The 18,994-nt window shown below is 45.7% G+C and carries 17 protein-coding genes; 11 read left to right on the top strand and 6 right to left on the bottom strand.

Features of this window, described 5'->3' with window-relative positions; all coding sequences use genetic code 11:
* Positions 1–135: 135 nt before the first annotated feature.
* The 3 genes from F0231_RS03850 (at position 136) to F0231_RS03840 (ending at position 2,768) form a co-directional block, all read left to right on the top strand.
* On the top strand, positions 136–294 hold the full coding sequence (locus F0231_RS03850; protein ID WP_171758385.1) for a YqaE/Pmp3 family membrane protein: 159 nt from the start codon (positions 136–138) through the stop codon (positions 292–294).
* A 169-nt stretch (positions 295–463) separates the two neighbouring features.
* Complete coding sequence (pyrC, locus tag F0231_RS03845; protein WP_171758384.1) at positions 464–1,492, top strand: dihydroorotase; 1,029 nt, start codon at positions 464–466, stop codon at positions 1,490–1,492.
* Positions 1,493–1,610: 118 nt separating this feature from the next.
* On the top strand, positions 1,611–2,768 hold the full coding sequence (locus tag F0231_RS03840) for a GGDEF domain-containing protein (protein WP_171758383.1): 1,158 nt from the start codon (positions 1,611–1,613) through the stop codon (positions 2,766–2,768).
* 295 nt (positions 2,769–3,063) lie between these two features.
* Here F0231_RS03840 and F0231_RS03835 read toward each other — a convergent pair whose 3' ends face one another.
* Positions 3,064–3,264: a restriction endonuclease subunit S gene (locus tag F0231_RS03835; protein WP_171758382.1), complete on the bottom strand. Its 201-nt coding sequence runs from the start codon at positions 3,262–3,264 to the stop codon at positions 3,064–3,066.
* Between the two features lie 76 nt (positions 3,265–3,340).
* On the bottom strand, positions 3,341–5,254 hold the full coding sequence (locus F0231_RS03830; RefSeq protein ID WP_171758381.1) for a methyl-accepting chemotaxis protein: 1,914 nt from the start codon (positions 5,252–5,254) through the stop codon (positions 3,341–3,343).
* 345 nt (positions 5,255–5,599) lie between these two features.
* Between F0231_RS03830 and F0231_RS03825 the strand changes: the two genes are divergently transcribed.
* Genes F0231_RS03825 through F0231_RS03800 form a run of 6 tightly spaced genes read left to right on the top strand, consistent with a single transcriptional unit; the run spans position 5,600 to position 12,377 of the window.
* Positions 5,600–6,556 (top strand): MoxR family ATPase, encoded by a 957-nt coding sequence (locus tag F0231_RS03825; RefSeq protein WP_171758380.1) that lies wholly within the window; start codon positions 5,600–5,602, stop codon positions 6,554–6,556.
* A 10-nt stretch (positions 6,557–6,566) separates the two neighbouring features.
* Entirely contained in the window at positions 6,567–7,484 is a 918-nt protein-coding gene (locus F0231_RS03820) for a DUF58 domain-containing protein (RefSeq protein WP_171758379.1), read from the top strand.
* 2 nt (positions 7,485–7,486) lie between these two features.
* Positions 7,487–7,960, top strand: coding sequence for a DUF4381 domain-containing protein (locus tag F0231_RS03815; RefSeq protein ID WP_171758378.1), 474 nt, complete (start codon positions 7,487–7,489; stop codon positions 7,958–7,960).
* Positions 7,953–8,921 carry a VWA domain-containing protein gene (locus F0231_RS03810; RefSeq protein ID WP_171758377.1) on the top strand — a complete coding sequence of 323 codons (969 nt, stop codon included), beginning with the start codon at positions 7,953–7,955 and terminating at the stop codon, positions 8,919–8,921. The genes F0231_RS03815 and F0231_RS03810 overlap by 8 nt, the downstream gene beginning before the upstream one ends.
* Positions 8,914–10,725, top strand: a complete 1,812-nt coding sequence (locus tag F0231_RS03805; RefSeq protein ID WP_171758376.1) for a VWA domain-containing protein — start codon at positions 8,914–8,916, stop codon at positions 10,723–10,725. The genes F0231_RS03810 and F0231_RS03805 overlap by 8 nt, the downstream gene beginning before the upstream one ends.
* On the top strand, positions 10,725–12,377 hold the full coding sequence (locus F0231_RS03800; protein ID WP_171758375.1) for a BatD family protein: 1,653 nt from the start codon (positions 10,725–10,727) through the stop codon (positions 12,375–12,377). Before F0231_RS03805 ends, F0231_RS03800 begins: the two co-directional genes overlap by 1 nt.
* 79 nt (positions 12,378–12,456) lie before the next feature.
* On the opposite strand, the gene F0231_RS03795 is transcribed toward F0231_RS03800, so the two are convergent.
* A complete protein-coding gene (locus tag F0231_RS03795) occupies positions 12,457–13,578 on the bottom strand; it encodes an AI-2E family transporter (RefSeq protein ID WP_171758374.1) in 1,122 nt (373 codons plus the stop codon).
* Between the two features lie 441 nt (positions 13,579–14,019).
* Between F0231_RS03795 and F0231_RS03790 the strand changes: the two genes are divergently transcribed.
* Entirely contained in the window at positions 14,020–14,622 is a 603-nt protein-coding gene (locus tag F0231_RS03790) for a hypothetical protein (protein WP_171758373.1), read from the top strand.
* Positions 14,623–14,756: 134 nt separating this feature from the next.
* On the opposite strand, the gene F0231_RS03785 is transcribed toward F0231_RS03790, so the two are convergent.
* Positions 14,757–16,880, bottom strand: a complete 2,124-nt coding sequence (locus F0231_RS03785; RefSeq protein ID WP_171758372.1) for a GGDEF domain-containing protein — start codon at positions 16,878–16,880, stop codon at positions 14,757–14,759.
* A gap of 260 nt (positions 16,881–17,140) precedes the next feature.
* On the opposite strand from F0231_RS03785, the gene F0231_RS03780 reads away from it, so the two are divergent.
* The gene (locus tag F0231_RS03780; RefSeq protein WP_171758371.1) at positions 17,141–17,617 is read left to right on the top strand and encodes a murein L,D-transpeptidase family protein; all 477 of its coding nucleotides are present in this window, start codon (positions 17,141–17,143) and stop codon (positions 17,615–17,617) included.
* 18 nt (positions 17,618–17,635) lie between these two features.
* Here the strand turns inward: F0231_RS03780 and yddG are convergent, their stop codons facing one another.
* Both yddG and F0231_RS03770 read right to left on the bottom strand, forming a co-directional pair.
* Positions 17,636–18,523, bottom strand: a complete 888-nt coding sequence (yddG, locus tag F0231_RS03775; RefSeq protein ID WP_367613458.1) for an aromatic amino acid DMT transporter YddG — start codon at positions 18,521–18,523, stop codon at positions 17,636–17,638.
* A gap of 65 nt (positions 18,524–18,588) precedes the next feature.
* Entirely contained in the window at positions 18,589–18,987 is a 399-nt protein-coding gene (locus tag F0231_RS03770; RefSeq protein WP_171758369.1) for an OsmC family protein, read from the bottom strand.
* Between the last annotated feature and the right edge of the window lie 7 nt (positions 18,988–18,994).

Genomic DNA, 18,994 nt, shown 5'->3' with positions numbered 1-18,994 from the left:
TTTTATTAGCGAAACTGTCGGAATTAGCTGAACATCGTCCCCTAACATCAATCTGTCATGGACTTTCTGCTCAACCCCTCGATAATGGATGTGTTAAAAATCATTCATCAGGAAACTGTCATACAAGGAGTTAATATGAATAAGTTAATCATGATCTTGCTGTGTATCTTCATCCCGCCACTTGCTGTTTTCATCGATAAAGGCATGGGCAAAGATTTTCTCATTAATCTAGTGTTAACGATTTTCTTCTTCCTACCAGGATCTATCCACGCATTGTGGTTAACACTCAAGTAATGCTTGTTTTGCCTAGTAAATAGGCAACCAAAGACTCTCACTAAAAAATAGGATGAAATACTGGGCGTATTGCTCTATCATCCTGTCGCCTAAACGTAAGCGTTTGCTTACCCAGTTTTCGCTGCGTTTAGGCTCCAATCAGACAACCTAAAATATGGTGGGAGCAAAAATGACAACACTTACGATCACACGTCCTGACGACTGGCACGTTCACCTACGCGATGGCGAAGTGCTAAAGGATACCGTTCGAGACATTAGCCGCTACAATGGTCGCGCGCTAATCATGCCAAACACAATCCCACCTGTTACCAATACTGAAATGGCACTGGCGTACCGTGAGCGCATCATGGCAGAAAAGCCAAGTGAGCAGTTCGAGCCTCTGATGGCGCTATACCTAACAGACAACACAACGCCTGAAGAAATTCGTAAAGCGAAAGAGTCTGGTGCAGTCGTAGCAGCAAAACTTTACCCAGCGGGTGCAACAACAAACTCAGACTCTGGTGTAACGTCCGCTAAAAACATCTACCACGTGCTTGAAGCGATGGAAGAAGTGGGCATGTTGCTGCTAGTACACGGTGAAGTAACAACGCACGACGTTGATATTTTCGACCGTGAGAAAGAGTTCCTAGAGACGGTTCTTGCTCCAATCGTCAACGATTTCCCGAACCTTAAGATTGTTCTTGAGCACATCACAACAGCAGATGCAGCTAGCTTCGTAAAGAACGCTAACGAGAACGTTGCAGCGACGATTACTGCTCACCACCTACTTTACAACCGCAACCACATGCTTGTGGGCGGTATTAAGCCTCACTTCTACTGCCTTCCAATTCTAAAGCGTGGTACTCACCAGCAAGCATTGATTGAAGCAGCAACAAGCGGCAGCAAGAAGTTCTTCTTGGGTACGGACTCAGCACCGCACGCCAAAGGCATGAAAGAAGCCGCTTGTGGCTGTGCAGGTTCATACACAGCTCACGCAGCACTAGAGCTATACACTGAAGTATTCGAGCAAGAAGGCAAACTGGAAAACCTAGAGTCATTTGCAAGCCACAATGGCCCAGATTTCTACGGTATTCCACGCAACACAGACACTGTGACACTCACAAAAGAAGAGTGGCCTGTCGCTGAAACCATGCCATTTGGCGGTGATGTGGTCGTACCAATTCGTGCCGGTGAAAACATCACTTGGACAGTTAAGTAATCACTGACCATTCAAACTTAAATGCAAAGAGCCACCTAAATTAGGTGGCTTTTTTTCGCTTCATCCATAAGTAAAAATTTGAGCTAAACTAACGCTATAGTCGTTGGTGAGGGTACTTATGCGAATAGAATTAGATATTTCGACCCTTTCAGTAGTGTGCGTACTACTCTCCTTTACCTATTGCATCGGATTAGCCTTAATCCAAAAGCTGCAACCCAATATTAAGGGAATTAACCTGATATCCCTTTCGCTGTTCATGCTTGGTTTAGGATTTCTTCTTCTCAGCTACGGAAACAGTACGACCCTGTGGCTATCTAAAATTCTGGCGAACTCCCTGATAGCGTTTAGCTTTACTCTAATTTTACACGGTGTTTGCCAACTTAGAGGCTACCCAGCAACGTTAGCGAATTATGGCTATTACACGTTACCTCTTGTGATTATCGGCTTAACCTATTTCACTTACTTTTCTGTATCCACTCACGCTCGAATCACCATCATCGGGCTTTATACATCCTGCCTGGGCCTGCTTACGTTTTACGCCAATATCAAAGGCCGCGAAGAAGACATTGCTCCATCTAAAATACTGCTTTCAAGCGGCATATTAGTTTATGCAATTTACGCCTTATTTCGCGTCGTACAACTCCCTTTCGAGCATACGATTCAAGACTTTATGATCGCCAGTTGGGTTCACCAATTGGCCTTTGTTAGCCTTATGATCATGATTATTTTTATCGGATTGGCAGTCACTTGGATGTTAGCTGGAAGGTTAGTCGCCACCATATATGACACTTCTTTAAAAGATGAACTCACCAAGTTGTATAACCGTCGCGCACTCGAAGAGTTTGTCCCAAAAGAGGTGACACGGGCTTTTCGTTTTAACCATCCGCTTTCTGTTTTGCTCGTAGATATTGATTACTTCAAGCAGATTAATGACCGTTATGGACACCAGGTTGGCGATCAGGTTCTACGAGAGATTGGTAGGATCTTGAAAGTCGAAACATTCAACAATGATTTTTCATTCCGCTATGGTGGCGAAGAATTCTTAGTCGTGCTTCCAGAAACCGACGCTTCACAAGCAACCGTCATCGCAGAGAAAATTAAAGATGTGATAGAAAGAAGCTCACTCCTACCCACCCACAAAGAGCGTTGTACCGCTAGCTTTGGAGTAAGTGCGTTAAAACAGAGTGAGCATTGGGAGTCACTGATCGAGCGGGCCGATAAAGCCCTGTATTGTGCAAAAAACACAGGCCGGAATCGAGTTGTGCTGGGTGATTAACTTTGAGGATGAAACTTACAAACCTAGCGCTGCGATAAAACGAGCGGGCCATGTCAGTTCGCCAAACGCAATAAAATCATAAATTGAGAAAAATACCGCACAAATAATCGCGAGTTTGAGTAGTCGATAAACAATAAACATAACTGTCAGTTAAATCTTGGTGGAATAGTTTGGCTCCAGAATGGCGCATTGAACTTTAAGAATCAAGTCATTAGGGTCTGTTGACCTTTTGAGCTGATTTTTGCAGATATTAAAAAAGCCGCAATCAGCGGCTTTTGGTCATTATTGGTCGAGCTTAGTGAATTGGCGCATCGGTTTTCGCGTAGAATTTGCCAAAGTACTGCTCTAACACTTCTGGTGTTAGTTTGCCTTCTGCTTCTAGCTTTTTCAGCTCTGCAGCGATCGCTTGCTGCTCTTCTAGAGAGGGTAGTGCCACTTCAGGCTCATCGCCCATCTCTTGTGACATCTGCTCTAGTTCTTTTTCGAAATCACTCATGATCTCACTTACCTTTTAAATAATAACTGGGACTAAGTTTACCGATTTAAGCCCAGTTATTCCAGTCTCTGCCTTGTTAGAGCTTGAAGCTGCCCACCATGCGATCAAGACGGACAGAAAGCTCTTTTAGCTCTGCACTTGCCGCAGCAAGCTCTTCAGCTGTTCCTGTCGTCACTTCATTCACCGCATTGATCTCTTCAATGTTTTGGTTGATGGTATGCACAACCGTAGACTGCTCTTCCGTTGCCGTTGCCACTTGTGTGTTACGGTCAGAAATATCCACAATACGATTTGAAATATTGATCAATACTTCAACCGCTTCATCAGAAGCAGACACCCCTTCACCTGTCACTGATTTACCTGCCGCCATTGCGGTTACTGCATCTTTAGCATCACTTTGCAGCTGGTTGATCATCTTTTGGATCTCTTCAGTTGAGTCAGCGGTGCGGCTTGCAAGATTACGTACCTCATCAGCAACCACAGCAAAACCACGACCTTGCTCACCCGCACGCGCCGCTTCAATCGCTGCGTTTAGTGCCAGTAGGTTGGTCTGCTCAGAGATGTCACGAATAACGCCAAGAATCGAACCAATGTCTTGTGTTGTAGAAGCCAGTTGCTCAACCACTTGACCCGTATTTTCAATATCCATTGCTAAGCGGCTGATCGCATCTTTCGCTTTGTTCACAACCTCTTGACCAACCTGAGTATTGTCCGTTGCTTCAGAAGCGGTTTGCGCCGCCGTTGCAGCGTTAGTCGCGATCTCACTGATCGTCGCACCCATTTGGTTGATCGCCGTAACCACTTGAATGGTCTGGTCGCGCTGAATCTGGCTATTGTCATGAGTCGTATGCGCTTTGTTCGACACGCCGTCAGCGGCAACTTGCAGTGCACTACTGGTTGAAGCAACCTCTTTCATCGACTCGTGGATCTTCTCAATAAACCCATTAAAGCCTTCAGACAGCTGACCAATTTCATCGTTGCCCTTCACTTCAATACGTTGAGATAAATCCCCATCCCCTTTACCCAGAGCGGTAAAGCGAGTCGCAATGGCACGAATTGGGCTAGCAATGCTGTTAGCTAGGAAAATACCCATGACAATGAACAGCGCCGCAACAACGATTGTCGTGATCATCATTTGCTTTGCGACTGCGTTTAAGTCAGCAAACACTTCATCAACAGGCACAACACCGACAACAAACCAGTCCATCGTTTTAACGTATGTGCTGGCAACAAAAACACGCTGACCTTCATAGTCTGCCTCAATCAAGTTGAAACTCCCTTTGTTCAACAGGCTAGAAGCTTCTGAGCCATACAAGCGAGACAGTGTTGAGTTAGCTTTGTTTGATTCACGGTGGATCTGAATATCACCTTTGGCGTCAGCAAGAAAAACGAAACCCGTCTCTTGAATGCTGAAGCCATTCAACATTGAGACCATATCATCCATCGACTTAGACAAACCTGACATCGTATGACCGTTTGTCATCTGATAGTTGGTAAACATTTTTACATCGCCGTTCGCCTCTTGGAAAATACTGACAGATGTCGCTTTTCCTGATTGCGTGAAGCCAAAGAACCAGCCATCTTGTTGTTGGTTTAATTGACGCAAGAAACCATTTTGATTCCAGTAGTAAGCAGTGTTGCGGTTTGCAACTGACGCATCGTTCAAACCATACTGGCTACGGATATTGTTTAACTCCTTGACCAGTTGTCGTTCTGCTTGAGGATCAATATCCGTGGTATTAATCGCTTGCTTAATAAACTCATTGTTAGCAAGTTGATGAGCAGCAGATTGAAGCTGGCTAACATCTCGGTCAATTTGGTTGTTGATCTGCTCGAGCATCAAAGGCAGTTCAATATCAACAAGTCTATGTTCTAGTACATCTCGCGCTTGTCGTTGAGCCATAACTCCAACAATAATTGTTGACGCAAGCACCGCAAAGGTAATACCAGCGACAACTTTTTGTTTTATGCTGATTGAATTCAGTTTCATTTTTCTGCCTTTTCAAGCAATGTGTGATAGAAAATGTAATGGTCGGTAACACAGTGCATATCACTGCGGTTCATCCGTATTGAATACCTATCCAGTCCATGAATTATATCGGTAAACACGTTAAATACTTTACTCAATTAACGCTCCAAAATGATTTTTTTTGAGAACTTACTTTTCGTCGACTCAGTATTGTGTTCACGTTTTTCGTCCCCATTTCTTAACCAATTGAAAGGCAAGTGCTTATTGCCTTTGGCTAGCTTTTCATCACTTAGTACAATCAAGTTACCAGATACGGAACTTTTTACGCCGACAGGGAACTAAGTGAAAAATAGGAGAAATACGCTCATGAATTCACACGCTCTTCAACACCTACGCGATTACCTAAATAGCCAAGTTATTGGCCAGAGCGAATTGGTGAATCAGTTACTTATTGCCTTGCTCGCAGATGGTCATATCTTGGTTGAAGGTCCTCCAGGGCTTGCTAAGACTCGTGCTGTTAAATCCCTGGCAGATTGCATTGAAGGCGATTTTCATCGCATTCAGTTCACCCCTGATTTGCTTCCAGCCGATTTAACAGGCACTGATATCTTCCGCCCAGAAACCGGTGAATTTACCTTTCAATCTGGACCAATCTTTAACTCATTGGTTTTAGCCGATGAGATCAACCGAGCGCCTGCAAAAGTACAAGCCGCAATGCTTGAAGCCATGGCCGAAAAGCAGATAACCGCCGGCCGTAAAACCTACGCTCTACCCGACCTTTTCTTAGTCATGGCAACGCAAAACCCAATTGAGCAAGAGGGTACCTACCCACTTCCTGAAGCTCAACTTGACCGCTTTTTGATTCATCTTGATGTCGATTACCCAAGTGCAGAAAGTGAACTAGAGATTCTACGTCTCAACCGTGGCGAAGCTAAAGGCGAAAACAAAGTCACTCCTCCAACGCTCAGTCAAACGGACATTTTTGCGGCGAGACAAGAGGTGCTAGACGTTCATATGGCTGAAAGTATCGAGCAATATATTATTCGTTTAGTGATGGCGACTCGCCAGCCAAAGCAATATGACGAGAGTTTAGCCCAGTGGTTAGAAATGGGAGTGAGCCCACGTGCCACTATCGCTCTAGACCGATGCGCTCGTGCTCATGCATGGCTAAACGAACGAGATTATGTTTCGCCAGAAGATGTGCAAGCAATGGCCTTCCCGGTACTTCGTCACCGTCTACTCCTTAGCTATCATGCTCAAGCCGAAGGCGTGCACCCAAATCAAGTGATCAATAAACTGCTTTCTCTTGTTGGCAGCGCGTAAGGTCACCAAGATGGATAACGTTTTACCGCCCTTTGCTGATGGTGTGGACCTAAACTTGGAAGAGTTGGTTTACTACAAACAACAATGCGTTAAGTGGCTGCCACCAGCGAAAAGTCTGTGGTCTCAAATGTTGGGGCAACATCAAAGCAGGCAGCTTGGTCGAGGTATGGATTTCAGCGAAGTTCGTCAGTACCAAGCGGGTGATGATATTCGGGCCATTGATTGGCGAGTCACCGCACGTACAGGAAAACCTCATACTAAGCTGTTTTCCGAGGAGCGTGAGCGCCCTGTTATTCTTTATGTGGACTTGTCATCGAGTATGTTTTTCGGCTCTCAGCTACTGTTGAAGTCGGTTCAAGCCGCGCATATGGCAAGTTTGATTGCGTGGTTGAGCGTCACCCAACAAGACCGTATTGGCGCCGTGATTGATACCGGAGATCAGCTCGTTGAACTCAAACCCACTTCACGCAACAAGGGAGCATTAGCGTTGATGCAAAGCATGGTGAGCTGCCATAAAGAACAACTGTCCGCACCGAAGCAAACGGTCAACGAACTCAGTTTGAGCTTACAAGCCCTGCATCGCCTATGCCCAAAAGGGAGCGAGATCATCTTATTGAGTGACTTCACTCGCCTTAACGCCTCAGATGAGATTAAACTCAGCCGCCTTAGCCAACACAATCGTGTCCGAATGGTTCAAGTTATCGACCCCTTAGAGCAGGGGCAGACTTCATATCGGGGAACGGAACAAGTGTCCAATAAACACGATACCCGTTGGTTGGACTTTTCTTCGGCAAAGACACGACAAGGGATTGAAAACGCTTTTGACCAACACCAGAGCAACCTTAAGCAGTTTGCGCTCAAAAATGGCATTAGCTTTTCATCACTTTCCAGTGGCATCGCTCTCTCTCAACAGTTACACGGATTCTAATAATGAGCAACGAGACTCAGGCTTCAACTCTTCCACTTAACCCATTAAATCTTCCTGAAGCGCCTTCTTGGCTACCATTGTCGTGGGGATGGTGGGCAATCATTGCTTCTGTTTTATTGTGCGCCCTACTAGCCTTATTCTTCATGCGCTGGAAAAAGCGCCGCTTGGCACCCAAAAAGACCGCACTGCGTATGTTGGCGAATGATAATAGACCGTCAGAGGCGATTGAACTCGTTCGACAAGCGGCACTTTGCTATTTTCCGCGAGAAGAAATCGCACAACTGACTGGAAAAGAGTGGTACCAGTTTTTAGATGCGCAAACCGAAAACCGCCACTTCAGTGAAAACTTCGATGTATGGCAGCAAGCACTTTACAGCAAGCAACCGGTAGCGGAAAGCGAGCAGTTAATCGACCACTGCCGAGACTGGATTGAAAACGCACTGCCACCAAAAAGAAGGAAAGCCATTCGTGGATAACATCAGTTTTGTCTGGTGGTGGATGTGGCTGTTATCACCGCTGCCGCTCTTGATCTATTTTCTAGCACCTGCAGCAAAACAAGCAGCCCTTATCCACCTGCCTTACTTACCTAAATCTACGTCGCGTGTCGCCCCAAGAAATGGTTTAAGTAAGCTACTGGCTGGCTTAATCTGGATCGCTCTTCTATGTGCAGCCGCGCGCCCAGTTTGGTACGGGGATCCTGTTACCACTCAGCCTAAACACCGTGATTTAATGTTGGTTCTTGACCTCTCTTATTCGATGAGTCAGGAAGACATGAAGCACAATGATGAGTATATCGACCGACTGACCGCTGTTAAGGATGTGGTCAGCGAATTCGCACTGCAACGTAAGGGTGATCGTCTTGGGGTTGTCCTGTTTGCCGATCATGCCTATCTGCAAACCCCGTTAACACTCGATAGAGAAACCATCGCAGATCAAGTCAATGCACTCGTCCTGCGTCTGATTGGTGATAAAACCGCAATCGGTGAAGGCATCGGCCTTGCGACCAAAACCTTTATCGACAGTGAAGCGCCACAAAGGGTGATGGTGTTACTCAGTGATGGCAGCAACACCTCTGGCGTGCTCGACCCCATCGAGGCCGCGCAAATCGCTAAGAAATACAATGCAACTATTTACACCATCGGCGTTGGTGCGGGTGAAATGATGGTTAAAGAGTTTTTTATGACTCGCAAAGTAAACACTGCCCAAGATCTGGATGAGAAAACACTGATGAAGATTGCAGATCTCACCGGAGGCCAATACTTTCGAGCGCGAAATGCTGATGAGCTTGCGACCATCTATGACACCATCAATAGCCTTGAACCCATCAGCCAAGCAACACAGACCTGGCGACCACAGACGGAATGGTTTGGTCTGCCACTCTCCGTTGCGTTTTTCTCTCTCATCGCGCTGATCATCCTACGGAGGAACCATGTCTAGTTTTCTTTTCCTCTACCCGTACTGGTTAATCGGGCTACTCCCTTGGGGCGCGCTTGTCTATTGGCTAAGTCAACGCAACAAAAGCCAAAGCCTTATCGCGCCTCATCTCGCTAAAATCATGGGAACACACACCGCGCACCATCGACCGAGCATAATGCGTTTGATCGCGATCTGCGGCGTTATTACTATATTCGCACTTTCGGGCCCAAGTTTCAGTGAACAGGAACGTCCAAGCTACGCCAATAACAGTGCTCGTGTACTCGTTATGGATATGTCGATGTCACTCTATGCAAATGACATTAAGCCAAATCGACTTACACAAGCGCGCTATAAAGCCATGGATATCGTTTCAGGTTGGAATGAGGGTTCAGCTGGGTTAGTCGCATACGCCGGTGATGCTTATCAAATTAGCCCTATGACGTCAGATAGCCAGACGATCAACAACCTCATCCCTAACCTTTCTCCTGAACTCATGCCCTACCCTGGTGCAGATGCGAGTAAAGGCATCGAGTTAGCAATTGAAATGATGACCAATTCAGGGCTGGCGAAGGGAGATATTGTGCTCATCGCTGATGATATCGACAATGCAGAGCGCAGTGATGTTGAGTCACTACTGAAAGGCACACAATGGCGCTTAACGGTTCTTGGGGTGGGCTCTCGTTCTGGTGCGCCTATTCAACTCAACGATGGAAAATTGCTTACCCACGACAACGGACAACCAGTTGTCGCTAAATCCAACTTCGACAATATGCGTGCTCTAAGCTCTAACGTCGGCGGACAGTTCATTCCTATTCAAATTACAAACAGCGATGTTGAACGAATTATCGAGCTGACAAACCAAGTAGACGACACAAACCCAACCTCGAAAGAAAAGATCTCTGAGCGAGTGAACCAAGGTTTTTGGCTAATACCGCTTTTGATTGTTCCGGCACTGTTCATGTTTAGGAGAGGCGTACTACTGGGCATCATTGTGTTGACGTTACCATTGGCACTCCCACAAGACGCTTATGCAAGCCCATGGAAAACCAACGACCAACAAGCTCACGCTCTGTATCAAACCCAAAAGTACAACGAAGCCGCTGAACTGTTCGACGATCCACTTTGGAAAGGAGCGGCTCAGTATCAGGCTAAGGATTATAAGGGAGCGATTGAATCACTTCAGGGTAGTAAAGATATCAACGCGCAATACAACCTTGCAAATGCTTACGCACAAAGTGGCGAATTCGACAAAGCTATTGAGACTTATAAGCAAGTCCTGCAAAAAGACCCTAATCATCAAGATGCGAAATACAATCTTGACGTTGTAGAACAAGCAAAACAGCAACAGCAACAGCAACAGCAACAGCAACAGCAAGGTGACTCTCAGTCCGACCAACAACAAGGTCAACAGAACGCATCGTCAGAACAGAATCAGCAAGGCGAGCAATCTCGCTCCGCTTCGGAAGACGAATCCAGCCAACAGGCATCACCTTCTCCAGAATCGCAATCCAAGGATTCTGAACAACAAGGGACGCCAAAAGAGCAAGAACAACAATCGAGTTCAGAACAACCGCAAGATCGCCAAGATGACCAAAACCAAGGTGAGCAATCACAAACTCAGGCCACAGAAGAAGACTCAGGTGAGACCGAAAATGAATCAGATAGCTCGCTGGCTCAACAAAGCAATCAACAACCTATCGACCCTGAGCTTCGTAAGTTGCAACAGGTGGAGAGCGCCCGAGATCCGAGTCGTCTGATCCGAGCGCAAATGATCCTCCAAGCACAACAGAAACAACCACCACAAGACACAGGTAAAAAATGGTAATGAAGAAATCACTCTCGCTCTATATTGCCAGCTTCTTCGCACTGCTTATTGCATTGCACAGTTCCGCTGCCTTTGCGACCAATATTCAAGTCACCGTCAATAAGAATAAAGTGGTTAAAAATGAGGTATTTCAGCTTCGCATTGTCGTCGATAAAAAAGTCGATTCAAGTTCACTCGATTTCACCCCGTTAGAACAAGACTTCTACATGGGCAGACCCAGCTTTGGTAGCTCTATCAACATCATCAACGGTGACCGTTCCAACCGAAGTGAGTGGAATATATCGTTAGCAGCACAGAGGCTAGGTGTTGCGACAATACCGGCTTTCACAATTGATGGAGTCAGCTCAAAGCCAATAAAAATCACTGTCTCGCAAGATAACAACGAACCTTTGGTCAATGATCTTGTAGAAGTGCAAAGTACAATGAGTCGTACCGAGTTATACCCAAATGAAAGTGCGACACTAGCCACTCGATTGATTGTGAAAGCCGACCCAAGACGCCTGCAAAATGCCAACATCACTCCCCCAACGCTCACACAAGGCGAGCAAGGTGCGATAACACTAGAAGCGCTTGGTGAACCCAATCAGTATCAAAGCGTGCTGGATGGCGTTGAGGTCACCGTGGTCGATCAAAGCTACCGAATCACAGCAAAACAAGCGGGGGAATTCACACTAACAGGAATTGGATTCGCAGGTAGCGTCGTGTACGGCGACAACCGAACAGGTACGACTAAGTTAGTATCCGCCAATACGCCTGCTAACATCTTCTCAGTCACCGTATTGCCAATTCCAGCGAACTATCAAGGCCATTGGCTACCCGCTGAAAACCTGACTCTTGAGCAACGTTGGTCAGACTCAGATGGAAACACCATTGATTCTAGCAAAACCTTTTCTGCGAAAGTGGGCGATTCAATCTCACGTGAAATCACGGTCGATATTAGTGGGCTAGCCGCGGAACACATTCCCGATCTGAACATACAGTATCCAGAAAGCGTGAGGGTTTATCAGGAAAAGCCTCATTTCCAAACGCTAGCCAACGGGACAACTCGTATGACGTTGAAACAGGTCATCATCGCCCAGCAGCAAGGTCTAGTTGACCTCAATGATATTGAGTTTCAATGGTGGAATAGCCGTAACAAGGTCGCGCAAACAAGCACGTTAGCGGGTCTAACTCTCGACGTTGCTGCAGGTAACTCAATCACAACGGAAGCAATGACGGCAACGATTGCAGCGACGCCAACGGCTCAAACCATTACGGTCTACGATCGTGGTATTTGGCCATACCTAACCGCCCTATTCGCCCTATTGTGGTTAGCAACTTTGGTGATGCTGATCCTAAGCAGACGAGCAAAGCCACCAGCTATACAGCAGGCAGTAGAAGCATCTAGTGAGTTTGAGGCGATTAAGCAAGCGTTAAAGTCAGAGGACAAAGTGCTCGCCAACCTATTGATTAGCCGCTGGTTAAATAGACACGAGCAAATAGAGCCAGAAGTACGAGTCTCTATCTTAGAGGAACAATCTAGGATGAATGAGAGCCAATACGCCGCTAATCCGATCACATGGACACCAGAGAAGCTGATTAAACTTATAAAACAAGGCGAAAAGTCAGTACGCTCGAAAAAATCCAATAAAGAAGATTTACCAAAGCTTTAACTACTTGCTCTCCAGCTCAAGCAAAAAGCCCACTTTCAATGAAGTGGGCTTTCGTTTTTCTAACGAAGAGTCAAAAACACTAAGACTCTTTTTCTTGCTCAATGTGCTGCTTAACGGCTTTTTCAGTCAGGCTTTCCGCGTCAACCCAAGCCATGAATACTTGATAGCCCGCCGCTAGGAATGCCGCACCAATGAACATACCAAGGATACCGCCTGACATCATACCGCCAATCGCACCAATCAATACGACAGGCATAGGAACATCAAGTCCTCGCCCTAGGACTAGTGGTTTTAGGAAGTTATCTGTCAAACTTGCGGCAATCAGCAGGATCGTAAAGATCGTATTATGCACTGTTGATGTGTCTTCCCCAGACCACAACAATACGGATGCTAAGATGGCGATAAGCGTAACCGGAATCTGACATATCGCAAATATCAGCGCAATGACCGTTAGCAAAGGCGCAGCAGGGACACCCGCTAAACTCACCACGATGCCAAAAACCATGGCCGTTAAAAAGGCGATACCTATGATGCCGATAGCGACTTGTCTAATCGTTGCGGTAGTCAAAGTATGTAGCTCGGGGCCACGTTCAACGTCTGAAAAACGGATAAAGATCTGTCGCATTGATTTCGCAGCAGGCTGAGCCCATGCCAACATAATTCCCGCAACAATAATGGCGCCGATCAGCAAGAAGACACTTTTCGCTGCGCCGCTTGCTGCATCGACAAACCAAGTGAGTAATCCCTTGATCTCAGGTTGCTTATCTTCAATAAACCCAGAAAAGTCTTGGTAAGCATCTCGCCATGATTCATATAAGTTACTGCCAATAAGAGGCCACTCCTGAACCCCTTCAACTGGCTTTGGAATGCTGAATGAACCCGACTGATAAACATCATAAGCATCGAGGACGCTCGACGTGAACGAGTTGGCAATCATCGCTGTGGGTACACCAAGCAAAAGAACGCCAGTAACTGCAATTAGGGTTGAGCTGCGAGTCGAGCTCCATCCTGTTTTATTTTCAATGAACAAACGCACTGGATATAAAGCGATAGCGAGCACCATAGCCCACAGCAATAAAGGTACGAATGGTAAGAACGTCCAGCCACATACAAAAACGATGAACGCAATGGTGGAAAAACGGATCAAAGACGTAGTGAACGCTTTGGAGATAATTTTTTCTAGATTGTCGTTACTATTCAACTGACTGTTCCTTACATAATCACGGTATCCCTACAGGGTTCTTCATTCCCAAACGTTAGATATTCGGTAACGAGAAACCTCAACTACAAAGTAGTAGACATCCATACTATATTCAAACAGTTACGACTTATGAACTAAGGGAGACTAGGGATTGCGAGAGAGTATAAGGATTTCCCAAAAGTTCATTTACCATTTTGCGCCAACCCGTTAAGGCGATTGAGATTAACAAGCGGGCAGTTATAGTCAAACCGTGTCATTAGAGCCCTCATGCATTACTAAACTATTTAACTATGACCTTGCTCGTATCTTAGATACAACATTCTTTTCTAATACGTCTTTTTGCACTACCTATTTTATAAATAACTGAGTTATATTTACATTTTTGTAACTCGCACATAATGTGTAATGATACTCAAGAATACTCACCGATAGGAGACGGTAATGTTTGAAGTAGTGCCTCGTAATGATCAACGAAGTCCACTAAAGCTCATGGAAGATCACATACTTTCAAGCCCTGATGATCCATGGACAACCTGCCCTTGGGTAAAAGTAGGGGATCTTTATCTTTCTGTTACTCAAACGGGTAACTCTTCTTGGCCAACACTCGTAAAACACCTGAATCACGGTGGTGGTTACGTGGTGTTCTCTGGCCGACACGGTACACAAGCAGGTCAAGCGGTCGACGCAAGTACTGGTCAGTTCAACCAAAAGTATGTGATGGAAAGACAGTTCTATCTCGATGACGTCAAAGCCGCCAAACAGTTTGGTTCAAAAGTAGAAGTGCTCGATGTCGCTAATTTCAACACGACAGAAAAGCTCAAAACCGCAACCATAGGTAAAACTGGGCAAGGCAAAGTGGTTATCTATGCGTGGTGTCATTCTATGTTCTCAATGATGGACCACAACGAAGATATGTATGGCGATACATACAACGTAAACAAAGGCGGCACACAGAGAAACTTCGTGGTGGAATCTCGCGCTTTAACACTGGTTAATCAGTCAGTGAAAACGCTCTCTTCTGAGTGGTATAGCTGGTCAACCTAATCCTAAAGTTTCAGGCTCGTTCGCGAGCCTGAAATTTTGTCACTTTCGCTTTTCAAACGCCATATCAATCCAATACTTAACGGCCATTTGACTAATGTCGACGTGTGTTCGCTCTATTCGCTAGCCCTGACGGACTACTCTACCTCTTCTAGTAAGCTAAACGTTCCGATGACTTGGTTACGTCCCTTATCTTTAGCTTGATAGAGCGCTTTGTCCGCGTGGCTATAGAGTTTGTCGAAGCTGAATTCACTTTGCTTTAACTCCATCATCGAATAGCCGACTGACACTGTGAGGTACGGCTTAACAGAGCTCTGATCGTGAGCGATACTTTCATCTTCAATACTTTTACGAATACTCTCTGACAGCGTTGAGATCTTCTCTGGTTTTTTGCTCGATACCAGTAACGCGAACTCCTCACCACCTATACGGCAAAACACTTCGTCGTTCCCTTGCGTATGACGCGCCAGAACGCTGCCTAATCGCATTAACGCTATGTCACCCTGCATGTGACCATAGTGATTGTTATACAAACCAAAGTGATCAATATCGACGAGAATCAAGCCGTAGTAATGCGTTTCGTCTTTTGCGTCGAAGCAGATGTCTTCAAGCAATGCTTCTAGCATGCGTCGATTACCAAGACGGGTTAGCGGATCCATCTTTGACATGGTTTCGAGCTGTTCATTGGCTTTCTGTAGCTCACGAGTTCTAACCTTAACCTCTTTCTCTAGGTTGTTATTGAGCTCGTGAACAGCCTCCTGTGCGCGTGTTCTCAATAACACTTCGGTTAAGTTGGAAGCAAACATACGAATCACTTCACGTAACTGGTGAGTCAAAGGAGAACGTTTGATGAGGTTATCAGCGGCAATAAACGCGATGGGTTCGCCACTGTTGTTAACTAGCATCGTCATCGCCGTCCAGCCAAAACCAACTATGTGGAAATCATGATAAATAGGTACCGATTCTTCAAACACGACTTGATTAGGGTTAACCCTTGCAGCATTGACGATCGAACGGTTAACCGTCTCCGATCGATAGTAGGATTCGTCGACTACATTGCCTTGGATATCGGTTCCCCACGTTCCTTGCATATGGGTACATTCAGTATCGGTGAGAAACACAGCAAAACGGTCTATTCCAAGTCGATTAATGGCAAAGGTCACCGCCGATTTACACACCTCACTGACTGTCATACAACGTGACAGTTCAACCATACTGGTATGCAGCATTCGTACATTCTGTTCTTGACGCTTACGGATGTAGATTTGAGAGAGAAGTGAACCAAATGACTCAAGCATCTGACGTTGATAAGTCGTAATGGGGACACGATTGATGTAGTTGTCCATTGCAATCCAACCAATGATCTCGTCACCATCACGAAGGATTAACATGCCATTCCAACCTTGGCCGACAACATCACCGGCAGTATATAACGGCGCATCCTCTACAATAATGAGATTCTCTTTACCTTCAAACAAAGCATCAATATAAGCTTCTTCTAACTGATGAAGGTCATACTGGGTGTGATGCTCACTGACGGTCTTCCCCTCTTCGTTGGTGCCATATGTGCCACTAAAGCAGCGTTTTTTTATATCAAGCAGCATAAATATCGCGCGGTCAAAGCACAGCTTGTCACGAATCACCTCTACCGCCATTCGATAAAGCTCATCAAGGTTGCTCGGGTTAGAAATATCCACCGCCGCTTCTTGTACTAGCTTCATGTTGTCGATAAAGAGCTCTCGCTGCTTAATCACATCCAGATACTTCGCTTCTTTGATGTCTCTTTGCTTAAACTCTTTTGCCGCCTCTGTTTCTGCTCTGACGCATTGCCAACGTGATGCAATAATCTGTAGACCGTCTAGATGATTTTTCTCGTTAAGCTCATTGAGCTGTGCAGCTTGTATGTTCTCGATGATCAGGTAAGTACGCGCTTCAGGATGATTATCCAGCATAAAGATGTAGCTATCTTGGGCCATCGCGTCGGTGTATTGCCATTGGCACGTATTCAATGCCAATGGAATCAAACTGTCTGAGGTATCAAACTGGGATGCCCAAGTCCAAAACGTTTCAGGATACTGACTCAATGAGGCCGGCTCACCATGTCTAAAAAGAAAATCATTAGGCACCGTCGATTTAGGCTGAATAAAAATACCGACGTGCTCAGGCTCTATCAGATCATCCAGATACTGAAATAGCGCATTAGCAAGAAAACGTTGGTTCCTTGCTGAGAGAATATCTTTGAGTAAGAGTCGTGAGAACATGTCCCTAGCCTGAGTCGGTTTATAGTATAAAGCGATTAAAAAACTACCAGTTAACCGTATGCAATCAAATGTATTTACAATCGCTTGTTAAGTGACTCGCAAATCACCATCGTCAATGTGTCCATATATGATACCTGCTACATTTTGTATGATGTTGTTTCCATATTTTGCAACACGCTAAGTAACGCTATAATGACCAACTTGGTTGAAAGTCACTCTATTGGTGACTTACATTCGTTTAGACTTGGAAGGATTTATCTTTGACTCGATGGCTACTATTCATCACGACAATACTGTGCAGTCCGGCTTGGGCAAATGTCGACTTAGTTAAAGTGGATAAATCCAAACGTCGTATGTATCTGATTGATAATAATGAGATAGTCAAAGAGTTTCGAATTGCGCTAGGAGCACAGCCAAAGGGACATAAAATGCAAGAGGGAGATCAAAGAACCCCTGAAGGACGTTACTATCTAGATTTTGTACTGGATGATTCGGAGTTCTATCGTTCAATTCACATCAGTTACCCCAATAAAAGCGATCTTGCTTACGCGGATAAACGCAACCTCAACCCTGGCGGCAACATTAAGATCCACGGTTTAAAAAATGGGGAAAGGCGTCCAGCCAAATACATTCAAAGCTTTGACTGGACAGATGGATGCATTGCGATCAGCAATCAAGAGATGGATGAACTTTTACAGCTCGTTAAAGTCGGAACGCCTATCGAAATACGCTGGTAAGACTAGGGTCTGTTGACCTTAAGCTTTATCGCGTGTCACCCACCAGCACATCAAGGATCCAACCGTCACCATTACCACGCCTTGAACAAAGCTCTGCGTTAGGACTAAGCCTAATATCATCGAAGAGATTATCGTCGACAAAACGGGCGTAAAATAGGACAGCGTCGCCAATAGCAACATGTTGCCACCAATAATGGCGTAGTTCCAAAGCGCATAACCACTGCCCATGGCGATCCCAGAGATCAACAACAAACCGCCCGACTCTAGGTTGAGTGTCATGCCTGTCTCATCGCTGATGGCGTATTTAATCCAAAGTGTCACCGCCGTCATGATGAAAAACAGGGTGATAGCGTTCTGGCCATTCGAGATACGCTTGGTTAGGTTACAGTAAATTGCCCATAGAAATGCACCGACAAAAGCCATTGCGTACGTGACTGGGTTGGTCGCAATATTTGCCGCAATCTGAGCAACAGACAAACCTTGTTCACCAGTAATGCTCCACGCAACACCAAAGAACGCCAATGCAATACTTGGGTAAACTAGCAAGCTGGTCTTTTTCCCACTCGTCAGCACCGCCAGCAAGACCGTCAAGGCAGGCCAAAGGTAGTTAATGACCAACATTTCAACCGCTTGTTGTCTTGTGTTTGCCATAGCTAACGCTAAAGCTAAGCAGATCTCATACGCAACAAATAAACCGCCACCAATCAGTACGTACCTTAACGAGTAGTTACGCCATTTAGGCACGCCCATCACTAAGATCAGAAACAGAGAAGCAACGGTATAGATGGAGGCAGCCCCACCAATCGGACCAAGCATTTCTGTTACCGCGCGAGCAAACCCCATGACGCTACTCCAAAGTAGAATCGCCGTGACGCCTGCTAAGGTAAATTTGTGGCTACTGTTTATCATTCTGTTTTACTCATATAAAAAAGCCGAGCAGCGTGCTCGGCTCTTAACGCTGTTTATTTAGCTCACACAATTTCCCAACTGTGCGTCATCTCAATGCCTTCACCAAGCATTAAGCATACTGAGCAGTACTTTTCTAAAGAGTCTGCCGCGACTTTTGCTACGATCTCAGGATCGAGGTTATCGCCAGACACTTCAAAATGAATATTGATTTGAGTGAAAATACGCGGCGCTTTCTCGCGGCGTTCTGTCGTCAGTTTTGCCGTACATTCTGCAACGGCTTGACCCGCCTCTTTTAGGCCATCAACAACGTCGACAGAGCTACACCCGCCGGCTGCCATCAACACCATTTCCATCGGACTCGGCGCGGTCGCTCCACCATTGCCATCCATTACAATTGAATGACCCGACTGAGAATGACCTAAAAATTTAAAGTTATCGATCCACTTTACTTCCGCTTGCATCTGCTTC

The organism is Vibrio sp. RE86 (assembly GCF_013114545.1).
Lineage (GTDB): Bacteria > Pseudomonadota > Gammaproteobacteria > Enterobacterales > Vibrionaceae > Vibrio.
Note: the sequence above shows the minus strand (reverse complement) of the source record. Positions and strands in the feature narration are given on the sequence as shown.